This is a genomic window from Chryseobacterium phocaeense (genome assembly GCF_900169075.1).
Lineage (GTDB): Bacteria > Bacteroidota > Bacteroidia > Flavobacteriales > Weeksellaceae > Chryseobacterium > Chryseobacterium phocaeense.
In genome coordinates this window covers 816,397-833,064 of the sequence record NZ_LT827014.1, presented here as the reverse complement: position 1 = coordinate 833,064, position 16,668 = coordinate 816,397, and the positions used below count along the sequence as shown (strand labels likewise).

General features: G+C 36.4%; 16 protein-coding genes. All 16 read left to right on the top strand.

The window, feature by feature from the left end; all coding sequences use genetic code 11:
* The first annotated feature begins 87 nt into the window (after window positions 1-87).
* The 16 genes from B7E04_RS05285 to B7E04_RS05210 all read left to right on the top strand — a co-directional run bounded on the left by B7E04_RS05285 (window position 88) and on the right by B7E04_RS05210 (window position 16,667).
* The gene (locus B7E04_RS05285; protein ID WP_080777699.1) at window positions 88-1,212 is read left to right on the top strand and encodes an ATP-grasp domain-containing protein; all 1,125 of its coding nucleotides are present in this window, start codon (window positions 88-90) and stop codon (window positions 1,210-1,212) included.
* A 70-nt stretch (window positions 1,213-1,282) separates the two neighbouring features.
* On the top strand, window positions 1,283-1,915 hold the full coding sequence (locus B7E04_RS05280) for an acetyltransferase (RefSeq protein ID WP_080777698.1): 633 nt from the start codon (window positions 1,283-1,285) through the stop codon (window positions 1,913-1,915).
* Window positions 1,916-1,976: 61 nt separating this feature from the next.
* Window positions 1,977-3,134 (top strand): dTDP-4-amino-4,6-dideoxygalactose transaminase, encoded by a 1,158-nt coding sequence (gene rffA, locus B7E04_RS05275; RefSeq protein ID WP_080777697.1) that lies wholly within the window; start codon window positions 1,977-1,979, stop codon window positions 3,132-3,134.
* Between the two features lie 213 nt (window positions 3,135-3,347).
* A complete protein-coding gene (locus tag B7E04_RS05270; protein ID WP_080777696.1) occupies window positions 3,348-4,196 on the top strand; it encodes an ABC transporter permease in 849 nt (282 codons plus the stop codon).
* A 48-nt stretch (window positions 4,197-4,244) separates the two neighbouring features.
* Window positions 4,245-5,498 carry an ABC transporter ATP-binding protein gene (locus B7E04_RS05265; RefSeq protein ID WP_080777695.1) on the top strand — a complete coding sequence of 418 codons (1,254 nt, stop codon included), beginning with the start codon at window positions 4,245-4,247 and terminating at the stop codon, window positions 5,496-5,498.
* 21 nt (window positions 5,499-5,519) lie between these two features.
* Window positions 5,520-6,287 carry an FkbM family methyltransferase gene (locus B7E04_RS05260; protein ID WP_080777694.1) on the top strand — a complete coding sequence of 256 codons (768 nt, stop codon included), beginning with the start codon at window positions 5,520-5,522 and terminating at the stop codon, window positions 6,285-6,287.
* Window positions 6,288-6,289: 2 nt separating this feature from the next.
* The gene (locus tag B7E04_RS05255) at window positions 6,290-7,375 is read left to right on the top strand and encodes a DegT/DnrJ/EryC1/StrS family aminotransferase (RefSeq protein WP_080777693.1); all 1,086 of its coding nucleotides are present in this window, start codon (window positions 6,290-6,292) and stop codon (window positions 7,373-7,375) included.
* 1 nt (window position 7,376) lies between these two features.
* Window positions 7,377-8,078 carry a WbqC family protein gene (locus B7E04_RS05250; RefSeq protein WP_080777692.1) on the top strand — a complete coding sequence of 234 codons (702 nt, stop codon included), beginning with the start codon at window positions 7,377-7,379 and terminating at the stop codon, window positions 8,076-8,078.
* Window positions 8,078-9,031, top strand: coding sequence for a hypothetical protein (locus B7E04_RS05245; protein WP_080777691.1), 954 nt, complete (start codon window positions 8,078-8,080; stop codon window positions 9,029-9,031). Before B7E04_RS05250 ends, B7E04_RS05245 begins: the two co-directional genes overlap by 1 nt.
* On the top strand, window positions 9,024-10,361 hold the full coding sequence (locus tag B7E04_RS05240; protein WP_080777690.1) for a GNAT family N-acetyltransferase: 1,338 nt from the start codon (window positions 9,024-9,026) through the stop codon (window positions 10,359-10,361). Before B7E04_RS05245 ends, B7E04_RS05240 begins: the two co-directional genes overlap by 8 nt.
* A gap of 66 nt (window positions 10,362-10,427) precedes the next feature.
* Entirely contained in the window at window positions 10,428-11,513 is a 1,086-nt protein-coding gene (locus tag B7E04_RS05235; RefSeq protein ID WP_080777689.1) for a glycosyltransferase WbsX family protein, read from the top strand.
* Window positions 11,514-11,525: 12 nt separating this feature from the next.
* Entirely contained in the window at window positions 11,526-12,467 is a 942-nt protein-coding gene (locus B7E04_RS05230; protein WP_080777688.1) for a glycosyltransferase family 2 protein, read from the top strand.
* Between the two features lie 72 nt (window positions 12,468-12,539).
* Window positions 12,540-13,208: an NAD-dependent epimerase/dehydratase family protein gene (locus B7E04_RS05225; RefSeq protein ID WP_080777687.1), complete on the top strand. Its 669-nt coding sequence runs from the start codon at window positions 12,540-12,542 to the stop codon at window positions 13,206-13,208.
* A 69-nt stretch (window positions 13,209-13,277) separates the two neighbouring features.
* Entirely contained in the window at window positions 13,278-14,201 is a 924-nt protein-coding gene (locus tag B7E04_RS05220; RefSeq protein ID WP_080777686.1) for a glycosyltransferase family 2 protein, read from the top strand.
* A gap of 107 nt (window positions 14,202-14,308) precedes the next feature.
* Complete coding sequence (locus B7E04_RS05215) at window positions 14,309-15,094, top strand: class I SAM-dependent methyltransferase (protein WP_080777685.1); 786 nt, start codon at window positions 14,309-14,311, stop codon at window positions 15,092-15,094.
* 1 nt (window position 15,095) lies between these two features.
* Window positions 15,096-16,667, top strand: a complete 1,572-nt coding sequence (locus B7E04_RS05210) for a hypothetical protein (RefSeq protein ID WP_080777684.1) — start codon at window positions 15,096-15,098, stop codon at window positions 16,665-16,667.
* Window position 16,668 lies beyond the last annotated feature (1 nt).

Here is a 16,668-nt window from a genome sequence, read left to right as displayed (position 1 = left end):
TAAACGATTTATTCACATATAATAAAAAGTATTCAGGAATATTGATGGTATCAATATCCTGAGATAACAAAATTTAAAAACTCAATAATGAAGAAAGTTGCCATATTGGGAGCCAGCTATTTGCAGCTGCCACTCGTTCAGAAAGCAAAAGAAAGCGGATTGGAAGTCCATTGCTTTGCGTGGGACGATGGCAAGGCAGTTTGTAAAGACGTTGCCGATCATTTCTATGATGTTTCTGTTTTAGAAAAAGAAATTATTCTGAAAGAATGTACACAAATAGGGATCGATGGTATCCTTACAATAGCTACCGACATTTGTATTCCCACAATAGCGTATGTAGCCACAAATATGGGATTGTCAGGCAACAGCATTGAATGTTCACTGCTGACCACCAATAAATCCCTGATGAGAAAATGTTTCGTGGAAAACTGGATAGATTCTCCTCAATCTATTACCGTTTCAGAATTCAATCTGAAAGATTTCGAATCATTTAACTATCCTTTAATCATAAAACCATCCGACCGGTCCGGAAGCCTGGGTGTCATCAAAGTGACTTCGCCGGAGGAATGTAAAATGGCAATAGAAAATGCGGTAAAAGTTTCTTTTTCCAAAACCTGTGTAGCTGAAGAATTTATCACAGGAAAGGAGGTCAGTGTGGAAACTGTTAGCTATAAGGGTGAACACCGCATTATCACCATAACTGATAAGGAAATAACAGAAGAGCCTTATTTTGTAGAACTTGCGCACCACCAGCCCACTGCATTTTCTGAAGAAATTAAAAATAAGATCCACGAGATCAGTTACCATATCCTGAATGCAACAAAGGTGGAAAATGGAGCTTCTCATATAGAACTTATGATTACGGAAGAAGGGAAAATTTACCCCATAGAAATAGGAAGCCGCATGGGAGGAGATTTTATTGGTTCCGATCTTGTTCAGTTGTCTACAGGTTTTGATTATCTTCAGGCTGTTCTGGACATAGCCTTAGACCGGTATATTCTTCCTGAAAATTTCGAATCTACAGCCTATTCAGGTGTTTACTTTCTATCCCGGGAAACTGAGTATCTTTATCCTATTATCAGCGACAATAAAAAAGAAGACTACATCATAAAAAAAGAACTTTTATCGGACAGTCTTAAACCGGCTCATTCAAGTAACGACAGATCCGGTTATCTGATTTACCAATCAGATCATAAAATAGTTTTAGAATGAAAAAATCTATATAAATTATAACATTCATCCTGCATTAATTAAAAGCTAAATAATATAAATTTATAAAACGATGAAACGAATTGCTATTATAGGATCAGGTCATTTGGGACAGCAGATTTCTTATCACATTCATCAGGATTCCAATGACAAGGTGGTGGCATTCTTTGACGAGTTTCAGCCTCTGAATACTGTTATTAACGAAATTCCTGTTATTGGAGGGAATAATGATGTGATTTCCCAATATAAGGAAGGTAAATTTGATGCCCTTCTTATAGCAATTGGCTACAAACATCTTCATGCTAAAAAAGAATTGTTTCAGAAGCTTGATGGTAAAGTTCCGTTTCACACATTTGTTCATTCATCCTGTCACCGGGATCCATCAGCAGTCATTGGACAGGGGTCTGTTATATATCCGGGCTGCACCATTGATCAAAATGTTAGAATTGAAGACAATATACTGATCAATCTTTCATGTACTATATCCCATGATTCCGTTATCGGAAGCCATTCTTTTCTATCTCCATCTGTTGCCGTTGCGGGCTTTGTCACTATTCACGAACAATGTATTATCGGTATTAATTCAACGATCATAGATAATATTACAGTAGCTGCTCAAACACAGATTGGAGGTGGTGCCGTTGTGATCAGGGATATTGATACAGCAGGACTCTATGTAGGAAACCCTGTAAGATTTGTACGGTAGGAATATAAATCACCCTAAAATATTAAAACTGATAAATTAAACACCCTAAATTTAAAACACTATGATCCCATTTAATAAACCATTTATAGTAGGAAACGAACTTAAATATATTGAAGAAGCTGTAAAAAGCGGTAAGATCTCCGGAGATGGAATTTTCACCAGAAAATGTAACACTTTCTTTGAAGAAAAATTTGGTTTTCAAAAGGTACTGCTTACCACATCGTGTACTGATGCTTTGGAAATGTCTGCTATTCTGTGTAATATTCAGCCGGGAGATGAAGTAATTGTTCCCAGTTATACATTTGTTTCATCTGCCAATGCTTTTGTGCTGCGGGGAGCTAAAATAGTTTTTGTGGATTCCTATCCCGATAATCCTAATATAGACCCTGCAGAAATAGAAAAACACATTAACGAGAAAACAAAAGTAATTGTTCCCGTGCACTATGCAGGTGTAGCCTGTGATATGGAAAAAATTATGAATCTGGCTAAGAAACATCATCTTTTTGTAGTGGAAGATGCTGCTCAGGCCATCGACAGTTATTATACATTTTCTGATGGCACAAAAAAAGCATTAGGGTCCATTGGAGATTTTGCTGCCTTTTCGTTCCATGAAACTAAAAATATCATTGCCGGAGAAGGAGGTATGCTGGTGATCAATAATCCCGAATACAATACCCGTGCAGAGATCATTCGAGAAAAAGGAACAAACAGAAGTGCCTTTTTCAGAGGTGAAGTCAATAAATATGGCTGGGTAGATCTGGGATCATCATTTCTTCCCTCCGAAATACTTTCTGCTTTCTTGTATGCCCAGCTTGAAAATCTGGAGACCATACAGGAAAAAAGAATAAGAATCTGGAAAGAATACTACAGGAATCTATTGCCACTGCAGGAAAAAGGATTTGTAAAACTTCCAGAAATTCCGGATTTTGCGACCAACAATGCCCATATGTTTTATATGACCTGCAGAAGCTACCAGGAAAGATCTTCCCTGATTCAATTCTTAAAGGCAAAAGATATCCATCCCGTATTTCACTATTTAAGCCTGAACAAAAGTGAATTCTTTTTAAAAGACAACTCACCTATTGATATTCCTAACTCAGATCATTTTACGGATTGCCTGCTAAGACTTCCTTTCTTTTATGAACTTAAAGAATCGGAACAGGAAAGTATCAACAGCCTGATTCATGAGTATTATTCATCAGTGGAAAATCAGGTATAAGCGGATGGCCCCATGTTCTAAATGATTTGTTAATAAATAATAAAACCTAATATAAATTTTAAAAACTATTGGCTTTATAGCTGGTAGTTTTTTGCCCATAATAACAAATATTAATATATTAGTTGTTGTTTTCGGTTTTATGTGAATAATTATTCACTAATTGAAAAAGTTGGATAATAATAAAATATTTTAAATTTGCAAAAACTCACACAAATGAATGACCCACAACAAAAGTGGACGGAAACGATTGAAGATAATCATTCTTTATTTGACCTCAACCTGACTGAGGTCTGGAAATATAAAGATCTTATCTACATGTTTGTAAAAAGAGATTTTGTCTCAAGTTTCAAACAGACCATTCTGGGACCCATATGGTTTTTTGTTAATCCTATTTTTACAACCATAGTATATTTGGTTGTTTTTGGAAGGATAGCCAAGCTTCCCACCGATGGCGCCCCGCCTCTTTTATTCTATCTTGCCGGTGTTACTTTATGGAATTATTTTTCATCATCGCTGCTGGCTACTTCAAGTACATTCTTAGGAAATTCAGCTATTTTTGGGAAAGTATATTTCCCGAGACTGGTAAGCCCAATTTCCATTGTGATATCAAACCTGATGCGTTTTTCAGTACAGTTTCTGTTATTCGTTGCTGCATGGGCGTATTACTACAGTAAGGGGGAGATACAGCCTAATCTGTGGATTCTGGCAACTCCTTTCCTGATTCTTTTAATGGCGTTATTCGCTCTCGGAGTGGGAATGATTTTTTCTTCACTCACTACAAAGTATAAAGACCTTAATATGCTGTTAGGTTTCGGAATCAGTTTGTATATGTATGCTACTCCTGTCATCTATCCGGCATCTTCTCTGATGGGAATTTTTAAAAAACTGGCCTATTACAATCCTTTAACAGGAATTTTCGAATGCTTTAAATATGCCTGGCTAGGTGTAGGTGATTTCTCGCCATTAATGCTGGGAATCAGTACAGGAATTATTCTTATTCTCCTTATGATAGGTATCGTGGTTTTCAATAAAGTTGAAAAAACCTTTATGGATACTGTATAATAACTGACTGTTAGTTTTTATTTATTTCAATTTAAAAATCACACCAATATGCTCGCTTTAAAAGCAGAAAACATATCAAAACAATATCGCCTAGGACAAGTCGGAACGGGCACCCTTTCTCATGACCTGAACAGGTTCTGGCACAAAGTAAGAGGCAAGGAAGATCCTTATTTAAAAATCGGGGAAGCCAATGATAGAACCACTAAAGGGTCTTCTGAATATGTCTGGTCCCTTCAGAATATTAATTTTGAGATAGAACAAGGGGATGCTGTGGGAATAATTGGCAGAAACGGAGCCGGTAAATCCACTCTTTTAAAGCTTTTAAGCAAGGTCACCAAACCTACTACCGGAAAAATTTATACCAACGGGCGAATTGCTTCGTTATTAGAAGTAGGGACAGGTTTTCATCCTGAAATGACAGGGCGCGAAAATGTTTATCTTAACGGGGCTATTTTGGGAATGACCAGAAAAGAAATTACAAGAAAGTTTGATGAAATTGTAGATTTCTCGGGTGTAGAAAGATATATAGATACTCCTGTAAAAAGATATTCATCCGGGATGTATGTCCGTTTGGCTTTTGCCGTTGCGGCTCATCTTGAATCTGAAGTTCTGATTGTAGATGAAGTGCTTGCGGTAGGAGATGCAGACTTTCAAAAGAAATGTCTCGGCAAGATGAATGATGTTACTCAAGGGGAAGGAAGAACTATTCTGTTTGTGAGTCACAATATGGCAGCTATTAAAACACTCTGCACCAAAGGCATATTACTGGATACCGGAAAGGTTGCTTTTCAGGGTAATATAGATGAAACGGTTTTACGATATTTAGGAAACAATAATACTTCGAATACGAACCATTTTATTTATGAAAATATAAGGAATACGTTTTTTGCCCTGCAGGAAATTATTCTTAAGAACTCATCAAAGACCATGGATGAACCTTTGGATGAAAATGAAGAAATAGAGCTGATTACAAATTTTGTCTTAGATACCGATCAGCCGGAACGTTACCATATTACTTATCATCTGAAGAATGATTATGGTGAAGCTCTGTTTTCATTCTCTGCCCATGAGCTTCAGCTTGAAAACGGTAAGCGTAGTTTAACCTGCACTTTCCCTAAAAGGTTTTTGCAGTCCGGAAATTATTATTTAAGTTTCTTCCTGATAGAAGATAAAAAGCAGGCCATAATTATTGAAAATGATATTGTTTCATTTTCTGTTGTTGACGGTAATAGAGAGATTGGAGTATATATGGGCCGTGAACCTGGATTTATACGTCCTTTTTTCGACTGGACTTTAGAGTAACAAACCAATACACCTTATAGTATGAAAAAAGTTTTGCAGAAAGTAGCCAACAGTTTCGGATACAAAATTATGAAGAACACCACTCATAATACAACATCAGGAGCTCCTTCCATTACCAATCATAAAAACAATCTGTTAAGCAAGTTCTATGGTACTCTAAAAAAATTAGATTTCCAGCCCAGCTTTATTGTTGACATTGGCGCTAATACCGGAACATGGACAAGAGAAGCACTGCGGGAATTCCCGGATGCTTCCTATCTTCTTATTGAGCCACAGGAGAGACTTTCTGAAAACTTTAAAGATTTATTACAAAATGAAAAGATAAAATACCTGCCAGTAGGTGTTGGTAATAAAAATGATATTTTAAAATTTACTATTCATGACCGGGATGACAGTTGCTCTTTTATTTATTCTGAAGAAGAAGCGGCTACAATGGGTTATGAACAAATTGAGGTACAGATAAAAACACTAAATTCAATTATTGCAGAACATCAGTTTCCTCATCCGGATATTGTAAAAATTGATGCTGAAGGATTGGATTTGGAAGTATTGGAAGGTGCCTCTGAACTTTTTGGAAAAACTGAAGTTTTCTTAGTAGAGGCCGCGATCCAAAATAAAGTATATAAAAATTCATTAATCAGATTAATAAACACAATGGATGCAGCGGGCTATGAACTCTATGACATCACAGATCTCAACAGACCTTTTAACCTGCCTGTTTTATGGCTTGTAGAAGCTGCTTTTGTTAAAAAAGGCGGCATACTGACCCAACTGTCCGAAAAAATATAGCTATGATTCCCGTAACACAACCTTTTCTTCCTCCTAAAGAAGAATACGATAAATACCTTGATGGCATCTGGAAAAGAAACTGGCTCACGAATATGGGCCCGTTAGCCAGCCAGCTTGAAATGGAGCTTAAAGACCACTTAAAGCTACAGCACCTTCTTTTTGTAACCAATGGTACCGTTGCCATACAAATGGCTATTAAAGCTCTTGAAATTACAGGAGAGATTATTACCACCCCTTTTTCTTTTATTGCTACCACCAGTACTATCGTCTGGGAAGGATGTACGCCCGTATTTGTAGATATAGATCCGGAAAGTCTTTGTATAGACCCCAAAAAAATTGAAGAAGCCATTACTGAAAAAACGACAGCAATCCTTGCGACCCATGTTTATGGAAATCCTTGCGATGTGGAAGCCATTGATATTATTGCTAAAAAACATAACTTAAAAGTAATCTATGATGCGGCACATGCTTTCGGTGTGGAAGTAAACGGAAGATCTGTTTTCGAATATGGTGACATTTCCACCTGTTCTCTTCATGCTACCAAGCTATATCATTCGGTAGAAGGAGGTTTACTCGTAACCAAAGACCCCAGCCTGCTCAAGAAGCTTGCATTTATAAGGAATTTCGGGATCTCCGGGTTCGATACTTTTTCTGAATTGGGACTTAACGGAAAAAATTCTGAATTTCACGCGGCAATGGGATTAGCCAACCTAAAATACATTGGCCAGATCCATGAAAAAAGAAAAGCACTTGCCGCCCTTTATGATAAAAAGCTCAAAAATTTAAAAGCGGTAAAACCTCTGTGGCATGCTAAAGCCACGGAAAATTATCCTTATTATCCTATCGTTCTGGAAAGCGAAGAACTTCTTTTAAAGCTGAAAACGGAAATGGATAAACAGGAAATCTTCACCCGAAGATATTTCTATCCAAGTCTGGCATCGGCATTACCTTACCTTCCTGAGCTAAAGCTGCCGATTACTGAAGATATAGCGAAGCGGTCCCTGTGCCTGCCCCTTTATTATGATCTTACTTTTGAGGAAGTGGAGTTTATTGCCCGGTTAATGTTGAGAATCCAAAATAACGATTAATATGAAAATCGCTATCATGCAGCCTTATTTTATGCCTTATATAGGGTATTTCCAATTGATTCATTCCGTAGATAAGTTTATTATTTATGATGATGTCAATTATATAAAACAAGGTTGGATTAATAGAAATAATATATTGGTTGGCGGTAAAAATCATCTGTTTTCTATTCCGTTAAAAGACGCAAGTTCTTTTAAAAAAATTCATGAAATAGAGATTGATCAAAACCTTTTTCCAAAATGGAAAATTAAGTTTTTCAAAACACTGGAGCTCTCCTATAAAAAGGCTCCGTTTTATAATACAATTGCTGCAATGCTGGAAAAGCTGCTGGACCATCCTTCCAAACTGACGGACACCCTATATATGAGCTTGAAGGAGGTATGCAGCTATCTCAAAATGAATACATACATTGAAAGATCTTCCGTAATCTACGGGAATTCTGAACTTCCAAAAGAAGAAAGGCTTATTGATATCTGTAAAAAAGAAAAGGCAGATACATACATTAATCTTTCCGGAGGACAGAGCCTGTATACTAAAGAATATTTTAATCGTTATAATATCAATTTGCTTTTTCTTCAATCTAATAAATTGATTTATAAACAGTTTGATGAAGAATTTGTTCCCTGGCTGTCAATTATTGATATTTTGATGTTTAACTCGCCTGAGGAAATAAATAATATGCTGGATCAATTTGAATTAATGTAATGGAAAATAAAGCTATAGGAGGATATTTTGAACTTGAGCTTTCCGGTCATAACCATATTGGAAGTGCTTCTTTTGTTGAATTAAATTCAGCAAGAAATTGCCTGGAATATATTCTTACCGCTAAAAAATACACCAAAATCTACATCCCATATTATACCTGTGATGTTCTTCTGGAGCCCATCAGAAAACTGAATATTTTGCATGAATTTTATGATGTGGATTCAAATCTGGAACCATTATTTGATTATTCATCAATCAAGCATACAGAGGTATTTTTATACACGAATTATTTTGGAATTAAAGATAAATTTATTGGCCATTTGGTACAGGTGATTCCCCAAAACATCATTATTGATCATGCGCAGTCCCTTTTTTCACCTCCTGCACAAAATGTTGATTCATTTTACTCGCCACGGAAATTTGTAGGCGTTGCAGATGGCGGCTATCTGTACACCGATAAAAAAATTAAAGGGGATTTTGAAAAGGATGAAAGTTATCAGCGAATGAGCCATCTTTTAAAAAGAATAGATCTATCTGCAGAAGAAGGCTATTCAGATTTCAGTGAAAATGATAAATCACTGGAAAACCAGCCTATTAAAACCATGTCAAACCTTACAAAGAAAATATTGTCAGGAATTGATTATGAGGCTGTAAAAAAACAGAGAAGAGAAAATTTCGCATTTCTCCATCAGCATTTGAAAGAGAAAAACCTTCTTCAGATTGAAGAATCACAGGACTCCGTGCCAATGGTATATCCTTTCAGAACCCATGATACCGGTCTTAAGCAGAAATTGATCAGTAAAAGGATTTACTGTGCTTCCTATTGGCCGAATGTTTTGGAATGGTGCAACGAGGACAAAAATTCCTATTGGTTGGCGAAAGAAATCATAGCACTACCGATAGATCAGAGATATTCCGTGAATGACATGAAAAAAATTGCAGCGTATGTATAGTGTTTTAATCAGACCTCTTATAAAGGAAGACGCCTACACTTCATATCAGTGGCGAAATGATCATGAAATCTGGAAATTTACAGGTTCTGCACCGGATATGGAGATCACTCCTGAAATTGAATCCGACTGGATTGAGAAAGTTCTTAAAGACCAATCCTCTAAAAGATTTGCCATTGTATGCAACGAAGAGTACATTGGAAATGTCCAGCTTACAAACATACAGAATGATGTTGCCGAATTTCACATTTTCATCGGTAAAAAAGAATTCTGGGGTAAAGGAATTTCCCAGTCTGCAACCTATCAGATACTATACTATGCCCGGGAAATACTAAAACTTAATGAAGTGTATTTATCCGTGAAACCTGAAAATACGGCTGCCGTACAGTCTTATCTGAAAAATAATTTCAGGATTACAGAACAAAATAATGACCAGATAAGAATGTCATTACAGCTTTCCGAGCTTCCTGATCCGATTGTCAGTGTATTTGTAATGGTTTATAATCATGGTGAATACCTGAAAGAATGCATCGAAGGGATATTATCACAAAAGACCAATTTTAATTTCGATATTGTTGCGGGTGAAGATTGCTCTAAAGACAATTCCCGAGACGTCCTGCTTCATTATCAAAAACTATATCCTGGGAAATTCAGGCTTTTATTATATCCGGAGAACGTTGGAGCCAATAAGAACCAGCACGAAATATTAAAAAACTGTACTGGTAGCTATATCGCCATCTGTGAAGGAGATGATTACTGGACAGACCCGTTAAAACTCCAGAAACAGGTAGATTTTCTGGAAAAAAATGAAGATTATGCCTTATGTTTTCACCCGGCAAAAATACTTAAGTCTGACGGTGAAATTGTGGATGACTTTATTACCCGGGTTCCAGAAAATTACCAGCTTCGTGAAACACTGGCAGAAAAACACAACTACATTCATACCCCCACTGTACTTTTCAGAAATGTCCTCACTCAGGAAGAGCTGGATTCAGAAGAGTTTAACCGCTCACCTATAGGGGATTATTTTCTGTATATGCAGCTTACCAAATATGGAAAAATAGGATACCTGAAAGATTGTATGGCGGTGTACAGGCATGGTGTGGGAACATTCAGCCCACTCAATAAAATTAAAAAACTTCAGGCTGATGTTTTATTATTTACCAACCTGTATTCATTTGAAAAAGACCCAGAAATAAAAGGAATTATTTATAAAAACCTTCTGCATTCTCTGAAGATTGTGGAAAATGAGTTCAGAATAAAAGAAAGCGTATTAGGGACAAGAAGGCATATCCTGCTTGAAAAACTTTATCAATTCATTAAGAAGAAATAGAACAGTATTCCCTAAAGATCAGATTATTTATTGTATCAATCCCATTTAATAAGTATAAAACCAATAATGAAAACGAAATCCAGAACCATTGCTTTTTATCTGCCGCAATTCTACCCCATTCCGGAAAATGACGAATGGTGGGAGAAAGGCTTTACGGAATGGACGAATGTAACGAAAGCAAAACCATTATTCCCCGGCCATCACCAGCCTAACCTTCCCAGTGAATTAGGTTTTTATGACCTGCGTGTTCCGGAAGTTCGTGAAGATCAGGCCAAGCTGGCAAAAGACCACGGAATAGAAGGCTTCTGCTACTGGCATTATTGGTTTGGAAATGGTAAAAGGATTTTAGAAAAGGTATTCAAAGAAGTCGTGGAAAGCAAAAAACCGGATTTCCCATTCTGCGTAGCATGGGCTAATGAGACCTGGAAAGGGGTATGGCATGGGCTTGATAACCAAATATTAGCTGAACAAACTTATCCGGGGGTGGAAGATTACACCGCTCATTTTTACGAGCTCCTGCCTGCTTTTAAAGACAGTCGATATATAAGAGTTAACAACAAGCCTCTGTTTGTGATTTATAAAGCCTTTGACATTCCTGATGTGAAGGCATTTTTAGACCTGTGGACCCAACTGGCTAAAGACAATGGATTAGAAGGTATTTATTTCGTGGGACATCTTTTTGATTTCAGAAGATATCAGGAAATGTTAGATTTAGGTCTGGACGCTGTGAACGTCGTTCGTATGAATGAAGTACAGAGACAGCTTCCCAAACCGAGCCTTACCTTAAAAGAAAAACTGGAATACAAACTTAAAAAGTATGCAACGGATATTCCAAGGTATGAGTATAAAGATGCTATCAAGGTTTTGCTGGGTGAGGAATCAAGACACGAAAATATAATGCCTACCCTGTTCCCGAACTGGGACCATTCCCCCAGAAGCAAAGGAAAAACACTGGTCCTGCATGATTCCAATCCGGCACTTTTCAGGGAACATGTAAAATATGCCCTGGACATGGTAAAAGATAAACCTGAAGAAGAAAGAATAATATTCATCAAATCCTGGAATGAATGGGCAGAGGGAAATTATATGGAACCGGACAGAAGATACGGAAGACAGTATCTGGAAGTTTTTAAAGACGAAAATACCTATTAATTTTTTTCCTGAATGACCATAAGTGTAATTATACCCGTATATAACGCAGCCGCTTTTATAGAAAAAGCAGTGAACTCCGTCCTGCAGTTCCCTGAAGTAAAAGAAATTTTACTGATAGACGATGGTTCTACAGACGGTTCTGTAGAGCTCTCCAGAAAAATTTCAGAGCAGCATGACCGGGTAAAATTTGTTCAACATCCTGACCAGAAAAACCATGGAGTTTCAGCAACGCGTAATTACGGTATGGATTTGGCTTCCCAGGAATTCATTGCATTTCTGGACGCTGATGACTACTATCTCCCCAACCGTTTTGATGCGGAAAGAGAATACCTGAAAAATCCGGAGATCGATGGTGTTTTTGGAGCCATAGGTGTAGAATTTGTTACTGAAGCCGGAAAGAAAAAATACCTTTCCGTCATTAATGACACCGGATTAACAACGGTTCGTCATCATGCGGAAGGAATGGAAGTTTTTTATGGACTGTCCCAGATGAATCTGGCTTTCGGAACTTTTTTTTCATTAATAGCCACCACCTTACGGAAATCAGCTGTTGATAATGTTGGATTAAGGCTTAATGAAACCCTGAGAATGCATGAAGACAGGGATTTTATTGTAAAACTCTCTTACCATTGCCATCTGAAATCGGGATTCATTGATCAGGCGGTAGCGATGAGAACAGGACATGAAAACAATACATTTTCATCCGTTCAGAACAAGTCGAAGGCCTATTACAGAAATCAGGAAAGATTATTTTACTCCCTTTTCAGCTGGGCCAAAAAACAGAAAGGAATTCCAGAGGAAGCCCTGGAGATGTTTAAGCTGAAGTACCTTTGTGGTAAAGTGGCTTCAAAGTCAGGAGCAAGCAAATATATATCCTATGCATTATATTCACTGGCCAACCCTAAGCTTTTGAAAACCAGATACAGGTATTTTGCATTGAAAAATAAATTATAAAAAATTATTTTATGGACCTCTTTTATAAGTTCCCATAAAAGATACAATACACACTTTGAAAAAAATATACAGATGATTATTGGAAATGGTGTTTTAGCAACTGCTGTAAGAGATTTTGACCATGAAAATTTAATCTTTTTTGCATCAGGAGTTTCTAATTCTTTAGAAAACAGAACCTCTGAATTTGAAAGAGAGATGAATCTCCTGTACTCTGCAATTGAAAAATTTCCTGAAAAAAAATTGATTTATTTTTCAACATGCAGCATTTATGATTCCTCGAAAGCAAAAAGCCCGTATGTACTTCATAAGCTGAATATGGAAAAAATAATCTGTGAACAATGTAACCAGTATGCCATTTTCAGGGTTGGAAATGCCGTAGGAAAAGGCGGAAATATGAATACACTGATTAATTTCCTTAAAAATGCCATTGAAACCGGCAAAAAAATTCAGGTCCACCGCAACGCAAGGCGCGTATTTATTGGAGTGAATGATATTGCTCTGTTTATCGGCCGACATATAGATTCCATAAACAATACTATTTTTAATCTTGTTTATCCCCATCAGTTTTCCCTGGAAGAAGTAATTATTCCTCTGGAAAAGCATCTCAACAGGAAAGCATTGTATGAAATAACTGACGAGGGAGCTTATTACGACATCATTTTCGAAGAAAGTACCAAAGCATTTTTTGATTATATTTCTCCGGAAGAATACATTAAAAAACTATATACCTCCTATTTATAATTCCATGTTAATAGTAAGTACTCATCCAGAGTTCTAAATATTAGTATATTTGACGAAATTTATCCACAAATGATCAGCATTGTAAGTCCCGTTTACCGCGCAGAAAATACACTCCCTCTCCTGGTATCAGAAATTGATGCCGTAATGTCCAGGATAGGAGAAAAATATGAAATTATTCTTGTAGACGACAGAAGCCCGGACAATTCCTGGGAAGTTATGAAAAATCTTGCCGGGAACAATCCCAATATAAAAATATACCGGCTAAGCCGGAATTTTGGACAACATCCAGCCATTATGGCCGGCTTAAGCAAGACGACAGGTGAATGGGTGGTAGTAATGGACTGTGACCTTCAGGATCAGCCCAAAGAAATTGAAAAGCTTTACCATAAGGCCCTGGAAGGCTATGATATGGTACAAGCGAAAAGGGAGGAAAGAAAGGACAATGCTATCAAAAGATTAACTTCCCAATACTTTATCCGTACCTTCAATTACTTAACGGATATGAAGGTCAATAAAGAGGTAGCCAACTTTGGAATTTACCACAGAAAAGTAATCAACAGTATACTCAATATCAATGATTACATCAAAGCATTTTCTCTTTTTGTAAACTGGGTAGGATACAATCGTTGTGAAATAAGTGTGGAGCACAATGAAAGAATGGAAGGCAAAAGCAACTACAGTTTCACTAAACTTTTTTCTTTAGCATTCAATATTATTGTTTCCTTTTCCAATAAACCCCTTAAAGTATGTGTAGGGTTTGGTGGCTCCATATCTTTACTGTCCGTATTTGTAGCTATCTTTTTTTTAATCCAGACACTTCGTGGTAAAATAACCGAACCAGGATACAGTTCACTTATTTTATCAATATGGTTTCTATCCGGTGCCATTATCTTCTGCATCGGTATTGTAGGATTGTATGTGGGGAAAACTTTTGATGAAGTCAAAAACAGACCCGTTTATATCATTGATGAAGAAATAATAAAAAAGGAATGATGAATAAAAAGCTAAAGACAATAATCTTTTAGCTGATAAATTACACATTCATAAGATTTTGAAAAATCCCTAACAAAAATAGTAAGCACTACTTAGATCTTTTAAAGATGAAAAAAATTGATACAGAATTATTTAAAACTGAGTTTCAGGAAAAGAACGGAAAATATATTTTTGTTCCCGTTCAGGAAGAAGTTGTCACAGACTTTCTTGATAAAATAAAATATAAATTAAAAAAATTCGGAAAATTCTATAATCTACTCATAGAGTTTATAAGCCCTGTTTATCCTCAGCCACTTTTTGATATCAGAAGAATCATCAGAAATGAGATCAAAGAAAAAAATCTTGTTGCCCTGAATTTAGGAAGTGGTAGCTCCGATCTTGGAGAAGAATTCCTGAACGTAGATTTACTTCCTTATGAACATGTAGATATCATCTGCGATATTGAAAATATTCCTTTTAAGGACAATTCTGTTGATTATATCATCAATATTGCTGTATTGGAGCATGTCCCGAATCCTCAAAAAGTAATTGCTGAAATCCACAGAATTCTAAAGCCTGGAGGAAAAATTTACTGTTTTATTCCGTTTATGCAGCCTTTCCATGCCTCACCATATGATTTTCAACGGTTTACTTATGAAGGGATGAAACATCAGTTTAAAGAATTTGAAATCTTAAATCTGAAACCAATTGGTCCTACCTCGGGAATGCTTTGGGTAGTACAGGAATGGTTTGCGCTTGTTTTCTCATTTGGAATAAAGCCTCTTCATACTTTTCTGTATCTTATCTTTATGGTTCTTACTTTCCCTATAAAATTTTTGGATGTTATTTTCCAGTATTATCCGATGAGCAAGAATGTAGCTTCCGGATTTAGTATTCATGCACAAAAAAAATAGTATGGAAAAAATCAAATACTGGAACCTCGCAGGGATTCTGTTTATTATTTCCTCTTTGGTAATGGGATATCTGGTGTATTCCAATTTCAATAAAGGTCTCGTGATGAACGACGAAGCTTTTTATTTGTTCCACTTCAAGGATGCAAAGAATGTCCTTACTGTAGATTCTACGAATTATTTCAGGATTTTTAAAATATTTTATACCGATAATGTCTACCATTTCCGGATTATTACTTTTTTGCTTTTAAATGCTTCTTCTTTTTTACTGTTCTATAGTATTTCAAAGTATTATAAACTTAAAATCTCTCCCCTTCTATTTGGTTTTCTGGGAACGAGCATTAATTTTTTAACCTGGCATGGAACGATAGTTATTCTGAACCAGTATCATGGTAATACGATTCTCACCAACCTTGCATTATCCATGCTGGTTTTCTTTCTGATATCCCACAAAAAATGGCTGCTCGTTTTTTCAGGCTTTTTTATGGGAATATTACTTTTTAACGGGATTCCGCATTCTATTACCGTGATTCCTATCATTTTATTCCTGCTGATTAATTTCTGGAAAAAAGATAAAACAGTCATTTTCTTATTCTTTACCGGGATCATAGCAGCGATATTTTTTTATTTTACTTTTATTGAAGACCTGTCTGTCTTTATAAAACAGCTGGAATACATCAAAATCTACAAAGAGTTTCACACCAAGCAGCACCCTAAACGGTTTTATATCATCTGGGTAGCACAGATCATAGGTTTTGTCCTCATCCCTGTTGCCCTGTTGCTGTTTTTCCTGATCAGGAAGAAAGTACAGAAAGAAAGTGTAGATAAGCTGCTTCTTTATTCAGGTATTGCGATAGTTCTACTATCCGTTTTCTATTTCAATCTTTATATTCTCTATGTATACACAGGATTGCTTATGTATCGTTTTTATATGAACGAACATATTTCTCTGGAGAAAAAAACACTGTGTATTTTACTGACGCTCTTGCCATTTGGTCTGGCGTTCGGCTCCGGATTTTATTTTTACATCAGAGGAGGAATGTACCAGATTTATTATTTACTGGCTATTAATATTGCGGTTATCTGTATGTACAATTTCAGGGCATATCTCGTATACCTGTCCTTTTTCTTCTATTCTGTAGTAATCTATCCTCTTTTCCTGTATGATAAAGGCTGGAAAGATTTTGTGTATGTAGAACAGACTTCAAAAATACAACTGAACGGTCATGATTTTTATGTAGATAAAGAAAGAAAAAAAGATCTGGATGACCTTCGTCCGTACCTGCAGAATCAGCCCAATGTGATCTATTCCAGTAACCACCTTACGGGATACCTGTATTTTCTGGATGCAAGACCGCCCATTTACTATTATTTTGCACTCAAGGATTATGTAAGATTCATCATTAAAAAAGTGGGCAAAACTCCGGACGATTTCATCTACATAGAAAGTAACGATTACCCTTTCCTCGAACGAGAAATTGTACCTTTGAAATTCGTGGATCATCCGGAAAAATATAAAATAGTAAAAACAGGACGGTTTACGCTATACCTTCCATCCAATTATCAAAAAAAATAAA